This is a genomic window from Methylocystis sp. Uni0008 (assembly GCF_056838045.1).
On sequence record NZ_CM166370.1, the window covers coordinates 1,611,538 to 1,625,531 of the forward strand.

The window sequence follows — 13,994 nt, forward strand, 5'->3', positions numbered from 1 at the left end:
CTCAAACGGCCGGTTGATGCGCCGTTGACTGACCGATGAGCGCAATTATGCGCGACTGAGCGCGCACGCTTCCGCTAGGACAGCCATCGATTGGAAAGGGAGAATCCCGATCCGCACGCCCGGCAAGAAAGACAAGCCTCTTCGGTACGCCGACCTTTGGAGGGTCGACAGAGACGAAAAAGCCCGGTCCGTCGTTGCTTTAAGTCGCGATCCTCCGCAGAGACGGAGTTCGCCGGTTCGCCTCCGGCTGCCGGTTCTACGCTGGCGGTTGACCGGCCTCTTGTCCGGATCCCCGCCTACCGACACACGACCACAGGCACGTGCGATTTGGGCAAGGACGTAGATACGCGCTTTTGCCGCGGTTACAAGCGGTTTTTGGGCGACGCGATTATTTTTTCGGCGCGTGATGCATTATTGGCGCGCCGCCGCCTCAAGCGGCCGCTGCTTGCGCGACCGAAACGATAGAGCTAGAGCAGCAGGCAAGCGGTCAATCAGAAGGCAAGATCCTGGCTTGGATGCGGGAATGACGCGATTAACACGGCGCCAGTTCGCTGGGGCGCTCTCGGCGTTCGGCGCGCAATTCGCGCTCAAAGCGCAGGCGGCCCCGGACCTTTCTCCGCCGCGATTCGGCTTCGATCATGTGGTGCAGCGGGCGCGCGACCTTGCGCTCGCGCCCTTCGACGCCACGCTCCCTCCGCGACTGCCGGATCCTTTCGACGCTTTGGACTTCGACACCTGGCGGGCGATTCGCTTCAAGCGCGAGCATGATATCTTCGCCGGCTTGGACGGCGGCTTCCGGCTCGAGACGTTCCATCTCGGCTTTCTCTATCGTCGCCCCGTGACGATCAATATGATTCGCGACGGCATCGCGACGCCTATTCCCTATTCCCCGACGCTCTTCGACTACGGCCGGCTCAAGGTCGAAAAGGCGCCCCCGGTGAACACCGGCTTCGCCGGATTCCGCCTTCATTTCCCCGTCAACGACCCGCATGTGCACGACGAGGTGATCTCGTTCCTCGGCGCGAGCTATTTTCGCTTTCTCGGCCGCGATCAGAAATACGGGCTCTCGGCGCGGGCGCTTTGCGTCGACGCCGGCATGGACGGCGAGAGCTTTCCGTTCTTCCGTGAGTTTTGGATCGAAACGCCCGAGAAGGGGAGCAATCGCGCGACCCTTTACGCGCTGCTCGACGGCGACGCCGCGACGGGCGCCTTCAAATTCGATCTCGTCGCCGGACAGGAAAGCACGCTCGACGTTCAGTCGACGCTTTTTCCGCGGCGCGCGAGCATGAAGCTCGGCCTCGCGCCGCTCACATCGATGTATCTGACCGGCGAAAACGATCGGCGGGTGCGCGACGGCTTCCGTACGGAACTGCACGACTCCGACGGGCTGTTGATCCACACTGGCGCGGGCGAATGGCTGTGGCGTCCGCTCGGCAATCCGCCGCGCGCCCGGATCTCGTCCTTTCTGGACAACAACAATCGGGGCTTCGGCCTGCTCCAGCGCGACAGGACATTCGAGTCCTATCAGGATCTCGACCTCGCCTATGAAAATCGCCCCAGCTATTTCGTCGAACCCATCGGCGACTGGGGAGAGGGCCGCGTCGAACTCATCGAACTGCCGACGCGCGACGAGACCAACGACAATATTGTTGCGAGCTGGACCCCGGCCAAATCGCCGGAGCCTGGCGCGCCGTTCGTCTACGCCTATCGAATCACCGCCGGGCTCGACATGCCGCGGCTCGCGCCCAATGGGATGGTGGTCAACACGTTCGAGGCGCCGGCGCGAGCGCTCGGATCGTCCGAGCCCGTGGATCCCGACGCGCATCGCTTTATCGTCGATTTCGCCGGCGGCGATCTCTCCTATTACGTCGCCGATCCCAGTCAGGTCGAAGCAGTGGCGACGACGAACGCGGGGCGCGTGCTGCGCGCCAGCGTCGCCGCCAACGCGCATATCGACGGGCTGCGAGCGCTTTTCGACGTCTCGGTGAAGCCGGGCAACACCGCTGATCTTCGGCTGTTCTTGCGTGCGCATGGCCGAACGCTGACTGAGACTTGGACCTATCCCTGGACGGCGACGGCGGCGTGACGCTCAGTCGTCCCTGCTCTTGAGCCGCGTCAGATCGAACGCCTCGACGTCGCGCAACAGTTCGACGAAAGCCGTCGCCCAGTAATCCGCCACCGCTTCGCCCTTCTCGGCGCTGGCCTTGGATGCGTCGCCCATCGCGCCCGCAGGCGAGAGGTCCTGCGCCATCCAGCCGAAGCCGGCGGGGCGATCCGCGCGCAGCCAGGCGAAATCGCGCTCGAAATCGAGCGTCGCGGGCGGAAAGTTCTTGGCGCGCGCCATATCGACGAGGTCCGGCCGAAACGCGAGCATGAGCGACGTCTCGATCTCGCCGCCATGAATTCCATGGCGCAGTTCGGCCGCAGAAAACAGTCCGTCCGGATAGCCGAAGCGCGCCCAGGAGGCGATGACCGCCAGCGCGCCGAAGCGGGCGCGCAGCTCGAGCGCGGTCTGCGAGACAAGCGCCGAATTGCCGCCGTGTGAATTGAGGAGCACCAGCTTTTTCACGCCTGCGCGCAGGACGCTCTCGGCGGTTTCTGCCAGGAGGCGCGAGGCGGTCTCGTACGTCAGGGTCAGCGTGCCGGGAAAGTCGCGGTGCTCTGGCGAAACGCCGACGCTCTGCACCGGCAGAAAGACGGCTTCGAGATCTTCGGGCAGGCGCGCCGCGACTTGATCGATGCAGCTTTCCATGATCATCGCGTCGACGCCGAGCGGCAGATGCGGCCCGTGTTGCTCCACCGCCGCGATCGGCAGAACGGCGATGACGCGAGTCATGTCATGCGCGCGCATGTCGCGCAGCGAGAGTTCCGACCAGAAGGGCGACGGCAGCATAGGGGCAGCATATGCGCCTTGGGCTTGGAGGCAAATGCCGCGCCTTCAACAGACGCCGGCACGCCTATCAAAGCCCCGTCAGCTTCATGAAGAGCTTCTGAGCCATCTCGGCCACAGGATATTCGAACAGCAAGAGCGGCGTCATCGGCAGCAACGCCGCGACGAGAATGGTCGCCAAAAGGCGTATGCTCACCGGCGCGAGGCGCATATTTCGCACGATTCCGACGCTGTTGCCGAGATCGGCAAGCGATTGCAGGTCCGGCGTGCCCAGCAGCGGTTCTCGCGCATGAGGCGCTTCGTCAAACCATTTGCGTTCGAAATCCTGCACATATCGGGCGGCGAGCACGGTATATTCGCGCAGTCCGCGCTCCCTGCACTCCATCAGCTTGAGGGCGAAGAGACAGGGCGGGCCGAGAAAAATTACGACGTCCGCGATCACGATGACGGCGGTCGCAAAATAGACCGGGTCGAACGAAGCGCCGGCCGAAATTTCTTCGGCGAAGCCGGCGGCGACAAGCATCGAGATGGCGAGCGCCAAAGGCGCGAGATGGGTCTGGACGACCTCAAGGTAGCCGAGACCTCCGACGCCATCAGGATGCGTCGGGGTCAGGCAAAGCTCCATACGCGAGAGACGCCAGAGGAAACGCCACCAAAGCAAGAGCCGCCAAGCCCAGCGAAAAGCGAGGAAGCGAAACAGCGGCAGACAGACGAGCCAATACCAGAGGCCTGCAAGCGGCATAAGCGCCAGGGTTCTGGTCGATTCGAAGGCTGCGGTCTTTCCGGACAGATGAAGCTGCGCCGCAAAAAGCGACATCAGCGCCGTCGCCGCCAGCGCAGCCGCGTCGGGGATCCAGGAATTACTCCAGCGTGCGACGTTTCGAATTTCGGCCCGCAAGGCGGGTAGAGCAGCGCTCGACGCTACGCCGGCGCGCAGGAGCGTTGAGAGAAACGCCCGAGCCTGCCGGTCGAAAGTGGTCTCGCAGAGGAAGAGCAGCGGGATGACCGCCAGCAATCGGACATGCCCGCCGATCACCGAGAGCGAAAAGAACTCTCCGCGATCGCCTTCCAGCGCCGCCAGGGCCATGAGAATAATCCAGGAGCTCAGTCCGAGGACGATTCCGAGGGGCAGCGTATTCGGTCCCGGCCGCACAAGGCCGAGCCGAACGCCAATCCTATGAAGGGGCCCGCCGAGAAGCGAGAATTCCCCCAGCAATCCGTCGAAAGTCTGTGGGCTAATGGCGACTTGGCTCATGTGCGCCTTCCGGGGAATGTCGTCGCGTTGGATCGCGAGCAACCTTGCCGCTTTCGCCGGCGGCGCCGACATACTACTGCAACTCAGACCGAGCCCCAGACGCGCGAAAGGCGCGAGAGCTCATGAACGCGAAAGGACCGCCGCGCATGGCGAATGACCTCTTCACCCGACGCGAGGCTCTCCGCATTGGCGGCTTCGGCGCGGCGGGTCTCGCTTTCCGCGCCGGATGGGCGCGCGCCGAAGGCGCCACGAAGGTCACGATGCACAAGAGCCCGACCTGCGGCTGCTGCGGCGCATGGGCGGCGCGCATGCGCGAAGCGGGGTATGTCGTCGAGGAGATCGTCGAAGCCGATATGCAGGCGGTCAAGAAGCGCCTCGGCGTGCCTGAGAGGCTCGCCTCCTGCCACACGGCCGAGATCGACGGATACATCGTCGAAGGCCATGTTCCGCCGCAGGCGGTCGCGCAACTCTTGCAGGAGCGGCCGAAAGCCGTCGGCCTCGCCGCGCCCGGCATGCCCGCCGGTTCGCCCGGCATGGAGGGCGGCGAGCCGGAAGTCTACAGGCTGTATTTGTTCGACGCTTCCGGGTCGCGCCCGTTCGGCGACTGGCGGGGCGACAAGCCCGCCTGTTCGTCCTGAGCCGGCGTCGTCTGCTGATCGAGAGACAGTCCCAGGTAACGGGCGGCGCCGCGTCCCGCGGCCAGCCCGGTGGCGAAGGCCGCCTGCAGCAGATAGCCGCCCGTCGGCGCGTCATAGTCGAGCATCTCGCCGGCGACGAAAACGCCGGGCAGCTTCTTGAGCATCAGATTTTCGTCGAGCTCGTCGAAGGAGACGCCCCCTGCTGTCGAGATGGCGCGCTCGAGGCCGGCGACGCCGGTGACGGCGAGCGGCGCGTTCTTGATCAAGGCGGCGAGGCTATCGGCGTCGCGCGGCAGGCCGTCCGGCCGCGCCTCGCGCAACAGGCCGATCTCGACTTTCGAGAATCCGGCCTTGCGCAGAAAATTGGCATGCGACTGCTTCTGCGCACGCCGTGACAGCTTGCGCGTCAGACATTCGAGACTCGTGTCGGGGCGCAGATCGATCGACAGCGTCGTCTCGCCGTGCTTTTGCGCGGCCTCCCGCAGCTGCGAAGAGAGCGCGTAAACCGGCCCGCCCTCGAGCCCGGCGCGGGTGACGACGACATCGCCGCGCGCAGAGGAGCCGCCATGGCGCAACAGAGCCGTCTTGATCGGCTGGCCTTCGAAGTCGCTGCGGAAGATCGCGCTCCATTCGATCAGCGCGCCGCTGTTGGCGGCGGCGAGCGGCGTGACGCGCACGCCTTCGGCCCCGAGCCGCGCCGCCCAGGCGCCGTCCGAGCCGAGCCGCGGCCAGGAGGCGCCGCCGAGCGCGAGCACCAGCGCGTCGGCCTTGCGGGTGAATTCGCCATCGGGACCGATCAGTCGCAGCGCCCCGGATTCCGCGAAACCCGCGAAGGCGTGCCGGGTCGCGATCACAACGCCCAGCCGGGACAGCCGCGCGAGCCAGGCGCGCAGCAGCGGCGAGGCCTTGAAGCTCGCCGGGAAGACGCGGCCGCTCGAGCCGACGAAGGTCGTCTCCCCAAGCTCCGCGCAGAAGTCGCGCAGCGCCTGCGGCGGCCAGGCGCGAATGAAGGGCGCGAGCCGCGCGGCCGCTGCGCCATAGCGCGAGATGAAGCGCTCCAGCCCTTCGCTATGGGTGATGTTGAGCCCGCCCCGTCCCGCCATCAGGAATTTGCGCGCGGGGCTCGCTTTGTGCTCATAGATGACGACGCGCGCGCCGGCGCGCGCAAGCGCGTCGGCGGCGAAAAGTCCGGCGGGGCCCGCGCCAATGACGGCGCAGAACGGAGCCTCGGCGTCGCTAATGGAAGAGCCTCCCTTGGGCGGCGTTATTCGATGCGCAGTATGGCGAAGGTTCACGCCTCCGCTCGCGCCACGCCTGCGTTTCCGTGGCCCTCATATCATGCGCGCGCCGGCGCGCGGAAAAAAACTGGAATGACCGTCAAGGCTCCGCCTCAAATTGACGCATGCGAAAGCTTCGAATTTCTCGCTGCGCCGCAGCATGCCGGCGCGCGGCTGGACCGCTTTCTGGCCGAACAGCCGGAGATCGTCGCCGCGCATCTATCGCGCAGCCGCATCAAGGCGCTGATCGAGGACGGCCGCGCCGCGGTCGGCGGCGAAACGGTCCGCGATCCGGCGAAGAAGCTCGGCGCGGGAGATCGGGTCGCGCTCGACGTGCCGCCGCCCGCGCCGGCCGAGCCGCAGGGCGAAGATATCGCGCTCGATATCGCCTATGAAGACGCGCATCTACTCGTGATCGACAAGCCCGCCGGGCTCGTCGTGCATCCGGCGAGCGCGCATGAGAGCGGCACGCTGGTCAATGCGCTCATCGCGCATTGCGGCGAGAGCCTTTCCGGCGTCGGCGGCGTGAAGAAGCCCGGCATCGTGCATCGCATCGACAAGGATACGAGCGGGCTTCTCGTCGTCGCCAAGACCGACGCCGCGCATCACGGCCTCTCGCGCCTCTTCGCCGACCACGGGCGCACGCTGCATTTGACGCGCGAATATCTGGCTTTCGTCTGGGGCGTTCCGGACCGCGCGCATGGAATGGTCGAAGCGCCGCTCGGCCGCCATTCGACGCAGCGCGAGAAAATGGCGGTTGTGCCTCAGGCGCGCGGCCGCGAGGCGATCACGCATTGGGAGAAGGTCGAGGACTACGGCGTCGCGTCGCTGCTGCGCTGCCAGCTCGAGACCGGCCGCACGCATCAGATCCGCGTGCATCTGGCGCATATCGGCCATCCGCTGATCGGCGACAAAACCTACGGCGCGGGATTCAAGACCAAGGTCGCGAAACTCACGCCGCACGCGCGAGAGGCCGTCGAGCATCTGGGCCGTCAGGCGCTGCACGCGGCGACGCTCGGCTTCGAGCATCCGATCACCGGCGAAGAGATGCTGTTCGAGAGCGAATTGCCGGAGGATCTGTCGAAGCTGCGGGAGGCGCTGGAAAGCGCAAAGAAAAGCGGCTGAACTTCAGCACTCAAACATGACGCTGAAAATCCATGCGTTGATGCAGGATGCGGACGACTTCGACGCCCTTTGTCGCTTTGCGATAAAACAGCACATGAGCGCCGACCGCATGCTTCCGGTAGCCGGCGCGCACCTCGTCGCAGGCGCGGCCTCGTTCAGGATCGGCGGCGACATAGGCCATCGCTTCCGCGAGCTGGCGAAGGTATTTCTCCGCTTGATTGGCGCCCCACTGCGCGACTGTATAATTCCAGATGTCGTCAAGGTCCGCTTGCGCCTTGGGCGTAAGCGCGCAGCGGCTCATCCTTTAACGTCTTCTGCGCGCTTGCGTGCGATGAACGCCTCCACATCGAAGGGCATCGCCGCGCCGCTCTCCTCGCCTTCGACCAAGGCGGCGCGCAGCGCGGCCAGTCTGGTCTCCTGCTCTTCCAGCAAGCGCAGCCCTGCTCGCACGACATCGCTCGCAGAACCATAACGCCCCTCGGCAACCTGGCTTTCGACGAAAGCGGCGAGGCGATCGCCAATCACGATAGACGTGTTCTTCGCCATGGCGGATGGCTCCAACTCTTGGATACCAAAATATGGTACAGCACATCGTTGAGCGCAATCCCTGGAAAGTCGCGCCGGCTTGTCTGGACGCGACGGTCCGCAACCTCGTCCTTCGAGATGCGCGCTCCTCAGGATGAGGTTGCTTTGTGGAGCTCGCTGTCACTGCCGTTCAGCCGTCAGCTGGCGCGGGCTTCGCGGTAACGCAATCGATGGCTGTCGTTCTGATTTTTTCGCTGTGGCGTTCCGCAAAACTAGTGATCTTTGAACGCCGTTCGCCGGATGACCCCGCGAGCTGAGGGAATCGTTGGAGGGCGCGCTCTAAGCCTTCATGCTGAGGAGGCTGCGAAGCAGCCGTCTCGAAGCACGAGGGCGGCGCAATGCTTTACAGGACGCCGAAATCACAACCCCATGGCGCGACCACGCGAGGCTTGTCCGCATACGCCGGCCGGCGCTAACATTCAGCGCGTTTATTTATTTCTTGGAGTCATCGCCTTGCGCAAATTCGCTGTTTTCTCCTCACTGTGTTCGTCGCTGTTGTTCGTCGCGCCTCAGGCGACAGCGGAGACGCCCGCGTCCGGAACCTTTCTCGCCCGTCAGTCCTGTCCGGCGCTTCAATCCATCAGAACCGGCGCCAATCCGGGCGATGTCAGCGTCAAGCCGAATCAGCGTTACACTTTGCGCGCCAAGAACAAGCCGGACGCGACGCATTATCTCATCGAGGTTCCCGACGCGCGTCCGGCGCGCCGCTGGGTCGCGGTCGGATGCGGCGAAGCGATCCTCGCCGATGGCGGCGGTCAGCAAGGAAACGGCGGCGCAGAAGAACCAGGCAGTGGCGGGAGCGGCGGCGGCCAATCCGCGCAGAAGCCCGACTACATCCTTGCGGTGAGCTGGCAGCCGGCCTTTTGCGAAGGCAAGCCCGACAAGAGAGAATGCGAAACGCAGAAGCCCGACCGCTTCGACGCGACGCATTTCACGCTGCATGGACTCTGGCCGAAGAAACAATATTGCAACGTCGCTTCGGACATTGTCGCGATCGACAAGGACAACCGATGGGAGAGCCTGCCCGCGCCTGAACTCTCCGGCGCGACGAAGAGCGCCTTATCGGAAGTCATGCCGGGAACGATGTCGCTGCTCGAACGGCACGAGTGGATCAAGCACGGCACGTGCTTTCCGGGCGCCGCCGCGGACGCCTATTTCTCGCGGACGCTGGCGCTGGTGTCGCAGCTGAACAGCTCCAAGGTTCGGGAGCTTTTCGCCGCGCATGTCGGAAAGGAGATCACGCGCGAAGAGCTGAAAGCGGCCTTCAATGAAACATTCGGCGACGACGCCGCGGATCGTGTGCGCGTCGCCTGCAAGCGAGACGGCGGCCGCAATCTCATCGTCGAGATGACCATCGGACTGGTCGGCGACGTCAAGCCGGACAGCAGGCTCGCCGACCTCATGGTCGCAGCGCCGGCGACCGACCCCGGCTGCCCGCGCGGCATCGTGGATGCGGTGGGACTGCAGTAGAAATGGGCTAGAAGCTTTAGAGGTCTTGCGTCCAGCTCTCGCTCACCGGCGGCGCGTGGATGCCCGCGACAAGCGCGGGCATGACGCGCTCTGAAGCCCGTCACTCCACCAGCGCGGCCTTGCCCTTCGCCTTCTTGCGATCGTTCGGGTCCAGAAACACCTTGCGCAGGCGGATCGACTTCGGCGTCACTTCGACGCGCTCGTCGTCCTCGATATAGGCCAGCGCCTTCTCAAGCGTCATCTGGATCGGCGGCGTCAGGCGCACCGCCTCGTCCTTCGACTGCGTGCGGATGTTGGTGAGCTGCTTGCCCTTCAGGACATTGATCTCGAGATCATTGTCGCGCGTGTGCTCGCCGACGATCATGCCGCGATAGACCTTGCAGCCGGGCTCGATCATCATCGGGCCGCGGTCTTCAAGCTTCCACATGGCGTAGGCGACGGCTTCGCCCTGATCGTTCGAGATCAGCACGCCGTTGCGGCGTCCCTGAATGTCGCCCCGATAGGGCGCATATTCGTGGAACAGGCGGTTCATGATCGCCGTGCCGCGCGTATCGGTGAGAAGCTCGCCCTGATAGCCGATGAGGCCGCGGGTCGGCGCGTGGAAGACGAGCCGCAGGCGATTGCCGCCCGAAGGCTTCATCTCGATCATCTCGGCTTTGCGCTCGTTCATCTTCTGCACGACGACGCCCGAATGCTCCTCGTCGACGTCGATGACGACCTCCTCGATCGGCTCGAGAATGTCGCCGTTCTCGTCCTTCTTGTAGACGACCTTCGGACGCGACACGCCAAGCTCGAAGCCCTCGCGGCGCATGGTCTCGATGAGAATGCCGAGCTGCAATTCGCCGCGGCCCGAAACGATATAGGCGTCGCCCATCGGCGCGTCCTCGACGCGCAGCGCGACATTGCCTTCGGCCTCCTTGAAGAGACGCGCGCGGATCATGCGGCTCGTGACCTTGTCGCCTTCCGTGCCGGCGAGCGGCGAGTCGTTGACGAGGAAGGTCATGGAGAGCGTTGGCGGATCGATGGGCTGCGCCTGCAGCGGCTCGTTCACGTCGAGCGCGCAGAGCGTGTCGGCGACGTTGAACTTCTCGAGGCCGGCGATGGCGACGATGTCGCCCGCCTCCGCCTCTTCGATCGGCTGGCGCTCGATGCCGCGGAAGGCGAGGATCTTCGAGACGCGCCCCTGTTCGACGATCTTGCCGGTGCGGTCGAGCACCTTCACCGGCTGGTTCGGCTTCACCGAGCCCGAGAACACGCGGCCGGTGATGATGCGGCCGAGATAGGGGTTGGCTTCGAGCAGCGTGCCGAGCATACGGAAGCCGCCGTCCTCGACCTTGGGCTCGGGCACATGTTTGAGCACGAGATCGAACAGAGGCGCCATGCCCTCCTGCGGACCGGTGGGCTCCTCGGCCATCCAGCCCTGCTTGGCCGAGCCGTAGATGATCGGAAAGTCGAGCTGCTCGTCGCTGGCGTCGAGCGCGGCGAAGAGATCGAAGACCTCGTTGACGACCTCCGTCACCCGCGCGTCGGGCTTGTCCACCTTGTTGACGCAGACGATGGGCTTGAGGCCGATCTTCAAGGCCTTGCCGACGACGAATTTCGTCTGCGGCATCGGGCCTTCGGCCGCGTCGACGAGCACGATCGCGCCGTCGACCATGGAGAGAATGCGCTCGACCTCGCCGCCGAAATCGGCGTGGCCAGGGGTGTCGACGATATTGATGCGCACATCCTTCCAGGCGATCGAGGTCGCCTTGGCCATGATGGTGATGCCGCGCTCTTTTTCGAGGTCGTTGGAATCCATCACGCGCTCGGCGACGCGCTGGTTTTCGCGAAAGGCGCCCGACTGCTGGAGCAGGCGGTCGACGAGCGTGGTCTTGCCATGGTCGACGTGGGCGATGATGGCGATATTACGCAGCTGCATGTTCAAGGGCCGGCCAGGTAAAACAGCCGCCTCTGCGGCCGCCGATGGACGGCCGGAACAGGAGACGCTGGCTGTTGTTGCGATGCAGCGTCTCTTACCCCAAGGCGGGGAATTTTGGAAGCGGAACCGGCCCCGCGGAGCGGCGGCCGATCGTCCCGCAGCCCGGGGGCCGTGCCGGCGCCTACCGCGGCGGGCACTGCTCCCGGCACCGGCGAAAGGCCGGAATGCATTGCGATCCCAAGCCGCCCTCCGCCAGGCAGGCGTCGCGCTCTCTGGCGCAATCCTGCAGGCACTCTTCGCGCGGGGTCGGCGGCGGCGGCGGGGGGTGCGGCGGCTGCTGCGCCGTGAAGGTGGTCAGCGGTCCGAGCTCCTGCTCGATCAGGCTCATCGGGCTGAAAACAAAGGAGCTGCCGTCGTCGGGTCCGCCCCAGAGGATGCCATGCAGGCTCGCCTGACTGCCGGTCGGCAGGATCGAGAACACGGGCGACCCGCTGTCGCCATTGTCCGTCAGCTTGTTCGTCCCGCTCACCCGGCCGACGCGGCTCTGGCACAGGAGCCGGATGTCCGTGTCGGCGACATTGACGTCGATGCAGGTCGATCGCACGTCGCCGAAGGCCCAGCCCGTCGTGCGGCCGACCTTGTTAAGCCGCATCCCTACAACCGAATCCGGCGTCTCGCTGACGATCAGAAATGAGCTCGGTGAACCGTTGATCGTCCGCGAGCCGGTATTGTTCGTCGTGCGCGCGATTTCGAAACGACCACGGTCGATTCGGTAATCCGCGTAGGCGCTGTCGCTGAAGCGGCATTTCTTGCCCGAGGGACAGACGCCACCAGTGAAATAGGCCGGGTCCCTATCCTCGTCGCCGATCTTATTGCCCGAAAACAGCGGATCGTTGGGCTGATGGAAATCGTCGTCATTGCTGACGCCGCGATTCTTCGTGCAGTGAGAATTGGTGATAAAGCCGTCGCGGCCGTTGCGCACGACGTTGAAACCGAGCGTGCAGATCTTGAAAGCGAAAACGCCGGTGTCGATTTCGATCTGAACGCCGGCGGGGACAGGGCGGCGTTTGTCGCGCAACGACGCGTGAAAGCGGATCGGCTGCGTCTCTTCGATGATCAGCGCTTCGAAGGGAACGCCAAGCGATTTCGCCAGCGCCTCGAATCTCGGACGCGACGGATCGCCGACGACGCCGACGGTCACGCGATTGCGGCGCTCGTCGAGATCGACGAAGACGATCTCCCGGCCGTCGAGCGCGGGGCTGAGGCTCTTCTTCCATCTGGCGAGTTCGACGACGTCGTAATCGCCTTTGATGATGTTCGGCTCCCTGGCGCGGCCTTTGCGGGCCGCGTCCTGAGCTAGGAAATCCGCGCCGAGCACGCTGCTGATCGCAGAGGTCACCTGCGCCCGCGCGGCTTTCATCGCGTCGGCGCCGCGCAGCTCGGCGGCGTTTTTCATATAGACCTGCAGCGCGCCCGCTTCGTCGAAATACATGCCGCCGAAGCCAGGCGCCTGTTCGGCGATTTTCACGAGTTGATCGTCGAAGGTCGTGATGGGCGCGGGCGGCGCCGCGGGCGCTTCCTTCTGTTGCGCCAAGGCGGATGTCGCGATCGTCATGGCGACCGCAACGAAGGATTTCAGCAATAAGTTAAGGCCCATTGCGCCCTCCGAAATGATGCGCGGCCTGCGAGCGCGTAAAGCCTCGTTCGCCGCCAAATGGCGCCAATATGGACGTCCCTGCCAGCGTAGGATGCGCCCGCCAGCTTTACGTCGTTCATTTGAATGAGAATTAGAGCGCCGAGCCGCGTTCGGCCACCGGCGCCCACAGCACCTGCTCGATGCGCTCGGCGCCGGTCGCCAGCATGACGAGCCGGTCGAAGCCGAGCGCGACGCCGCAGGCCGGCGGCATCTCGGCGAGCGCCGCGAGAAAATCCTCGTCGATCGGATAGGTCTCGCCATAGATGCGGCGCTTCTCCCGCATCTGCGCCTCGAAGCGCCGGCGCTGCTCCGCCGGGTCGGTCAATTCCGCGAAGCCATTGGCGAGCTCGACGCCGCAGATGTAGAGTTCGAAGCGGTCGGCGAAACGCGGGTCGTCGGCGTTGGCGCGGGCGAGCGCCGCCTCGCTCAAGGGATAATCGGTCAGGATCGTCGGCCGGTCGCGGCCGAGCATCGGCTCGATCTTTTCGGACATGATCTTGCTGAAGAGATCCGACCAGCTATCGTCTGCGACGACTCTTATGCCGTCGCGCGCCGCGGCGCGCGCGAGCCCATCGCGATCGTCAAGCAGCGCCGCGAGATCGATGCTGGCGTGAGTTGCGAAGGCGTCGCACACGCCGATGATCTCGGGTTCGGCGAAAGGATCGCAGACGCGGTCCCGCCAGGTGAAATCGCTGGCGCCCGCCGCCCGCGCCGCGCTCGCCAGCAGTCCGGCGCAATCCTCCATCAGCCGCAGCGTCGGCGCCTCCGCGCGGTACCACTCCAGCATGGTGAATTCCGGATGGTGCAGCGCCGAGCGCTCGCGATTGCGGAAGACCCTGGCGAGGGTGAAAATCCGCTCCTCGCCCGCCGCCAGCAGCTTCTTGCAGGAAAACTCCGGGGAGGTGTGGAGATACAGCCGGCTGCGCTCGCCGCCCGCGCCGATCAGTTCGGAGGCGAAGGCGGAAAGGTGCGTTTCATTCCCGCCCGACAGCTGAAGCGCCGCCGTTTCGACCTCGGCGAACCCCTCGGCGGCGAAGAAGCGCCGGATGGCGGCGGCGATCGCCACGCGCGCCTTAAGAAAGGGCTTGCGGTCGGCGTATACATCCCGAGCCCACCAGGGCGACGCGCGCGTCATGA

12 protein-coding genes are annotated in these 13,994 nt (G+C 65.2%); 4 read left to right on the forward strand and 8 right to left on the reverse strand.

Annotation, left to right across the window (positions count from 1 at the left end):
• The first annotated feature begins 523 nt into the window (after window positions 1-523).
• Window positions 524-2,086, forward strand: a complete 1,563-nt coding sequence (locus AC0X69_RS07890) for an OpgD/OpgG family glucan biosynthesis protein (protein ID WP_482612917.1) — start codon at window positions 524-526, stop codon at window positions 2,084-2,086.
• A 3-nt stretch (window positions 2,087-2,089) separates the two neighbouring features.
• On the opposite strand, the gene AC0X69_RS07895 is transcribed toward AC0X69_RS07890, so the two are convergent.
• A complete protein-coding gene (locus tag AC0X69_RS07895) occupies window positions 2,090-2,893 on the reverse strand; it encodes a creatininase family protein (protein ID WP_482612918.1) in 804 nt (267 codons plus the stop codon).
• A gap of 67 nt (window positions 2,894-2,960) precedes the next feature.
• Window positions 2,961-4,145, reverse strand: a complete 1,185-nt coding sequence (locus AC0X69_RS07900) for a hypothetical protein (RefSeq protein WP_482612919.1) — start codon at window positions 4,143-4,145, stop codon at window positions 2,961-2,963.
• 122 nt (window positions 4,146-4,267) lie between these two features.
• On the opposite strand from AC0X69_RS07900, the gene AC0X69_RS07905 reads away from it, so the two are divergent.
• Window positions 4,268-4,783 carry a DUF411 domain-containing protein gene (locus AC0X69_RS07905; protein WP_482612920.1) on the forward strand — a complete coding sequence of 172 codons (516 nt, stop codon included), beginning with the start codon at window positions 4,268-4,270 and terminating at the stop codon, window positions 4,781-4,783.
• Here the strand turns inward: AC0X69_RS07905 and AC0X69_RS07910 are convergent.
• Window positions 4,702-6,078 (reverse strand): BaiN/RdsA family NAD(P)/FAD-dependent oxidoreductase, encoded by a 1,377-nt coding sequence (locus AC0X69_RS07910; RefSeq protein WP_482612921.1) that lies wholly within the window; start codon window positions 6,076-6,078, stop codon window positions 4,702-4,704. The two genes, AC0X69_RS07905 and AC0X69_RS07910, sit on opposite strands and share 82 nt — an antisense overlap.
• A gap of 75 nt (window positions 6,079-6,153) precedes the next feature.
• Here AC0X69_RS07910 and AC0X69_RS07915 point away from each other — a divergent pair, with 75 nt between their 5' ends.
• Window positions 6,154-7,185 (forward strand): RluA family pseudouridine synthase, encoded by a 1,032-nt coding sequence (locus tag AC0X69_RS07915; protein ID WP_482612922.1) that lies wholly within the window; start codon window positions 6,154-6,156, stop codon window positions 7,183-7,185.
• Between the two features lie 10 nt (window positions 7,186-7,195).
• Here AC0X69_RS07915 and AC0X69_RS07920 read toward each other — a convergent pair whose 3' ends face one another.
• Entirely contained in the window at window positions 7,196-7,486 is a 291-nt protein-coding gene (locus tag AC0X69_RS07920; RefSeq protein ID WP_482612923.1) for a type II toxin-antitoxin system RelE/ParE family toxin, read from the reverse strand.
• Window positions 7,483-7,731 (reverse strand): type II toxin-antitoxin system ParD family antitoxin, encoded by a 249-nt coding sequence (locus tag AC0X69_RS07925; RefSeq protein WP_482612924.1) that lies wholly within the window; start codon window positions 7,729-7,731, stop codon window positions 7,483-7,485. Before AC0X69_RS07925 ends, AC0X69_RS07920 begins: the two co-directional genes overlap by 4 nt.
• 492 nt (window positions 7,732-8,223) lie before the next feature.
• On the opposite strand from AC0X69_RS07925, the gene AC0X69_RS07930 reads away from it, so the two are divergent.
• Window positions 8,224-9,240 carry a ribonuclease T2 family protein gene (locus AC0X69_RS07930; protein ID WP_482612925.1) on the forward strand — a complete coding sequence of 339 codons (1,017 nt, stop codon included), beginning with the start codon at window positions 8,224-8,226 and terminating at the stop codon, window positions 9,238-9,240.
• Between the two features lie 100 nt (window positions 9,241-9,340).
• Here AC0X69_RS07930 and typA read toward each other — a convergent pair whose 3' ends face one another.
• The 3 genes from typA to epmA all read right to left on the reverse strand — a co-directional run bounded on the left by typA (window position 9,341) and on the right by epmA (window position 13,992).
• Window positions 9,341-11,161, reverse strand: coding sequence for a translational GTPase TypA (gene typA / locus AC0X69_RS07935; protein ID WP_482612926.1), 1,821 nt, complete (start codon window positions 11,159-11,161; stop codon window positions 9,341-9,343).
• A 181-nt stretch (window positions 11,162-11,342) separates the two neighbouring features.
• Entirely contained in the window at window positions 11,343-12,818 is a 1,476-nt protein-coding gene (locus AC0X69_RS07940; RefSeq protein WP_482612927.1) for a chymotrypsin family serine protease, read from the reverse strand.
• A 130-nt stretch (window positions 12,819-12,948) separates the two neighbouring features.
• A complete protein-coding gene (gene epmA, locus AC0X69_RS07945) occupies window positions 12,949-13,992 on the reverse strand; it encodes an EF-P lysine aminoacylase EpmA (RefSeq protein ID WP_482612928.1) in 1,044 nt (347 codons plus the stop codon).
• Window positions 13,993-13,994: the final 2 nt, after the last annotated feature.

Excerpts from the sequence above, each read along its gene's own strand:
- AC0X69_RS07890 (WP_482612917.1), top strand. The coding sequence starts at position 524 with ATGACGCGATTAACACGGCGCCAGTTCGCTGGGGCGCTCTCGGCGTTC.
- AC0X69_RS07895 (WP_482612918.1), bottom strand. The coding sequence starts at position 2,893 with ATGCTGCCGTCGCCCTTCTGGTCGGAACTCTCGCTGCGCGACATGCGC.
- AC0X69_RS07900 (WP_482612919.1), bottom strand. The coding sequence starts at position 4,145 with ATGAGCCAAGTCGCCATTAGCCCACAGACTTTCGACGGATTGCTGGGG.
- AC0X69_RS07905 (WP_482612920.1), top strand. The coding sequence starts at position 4,268 with ATGAACGCGAAAGGACCGCCGCGCATGGCGAATGACCTCTTCACCCGA.
- AC0X69_RS07915 (WP_482612922.1), top strand. The coding sequence starts at position 6,154 with ATGACCGTCAAGGCTCCGCCTCAAATTGACGCATGCGAAAGCTTCGAA.
- AC0X69_RS07920 (WP_482612923.1), bottom strand. The coding sequence starts at position 7,486 with ATGAGCCGCTGCGCGCTTACGCCCAAGGCGCAAGCGGACCTTGACGAC.
- AC0X69_RS07925 (WP_482612924.1), bottom strand. The coding sequence starts at position 7,731 with ATGGCGAAGAACACGTCTATCGTGATTGGCGATCGCCTCGCCGCTTTC.
- typA (WP_482612926.1), bottom strand. The coding sequence starts at position 11,161 with ATGCAGCTGCGTAATATCGCCATCATCGCCCACGTCGACCATGGCAAG.
- AC0X69_RS07940 (WP_482612927.1), bottom strand. The coding sequence starts at position 12,818 with ATGGGCCTTAACTTATTGCTGAAATCCTTCGTTGCGGTCGCCATGACG.
- epmA (WP_482612928.1), bottom strand. The coding sequence starts at position 13,992 with ATGACGCGCGCGTCGCCCTGGTGGGCTCGGGATGTATACGCCGACCGC.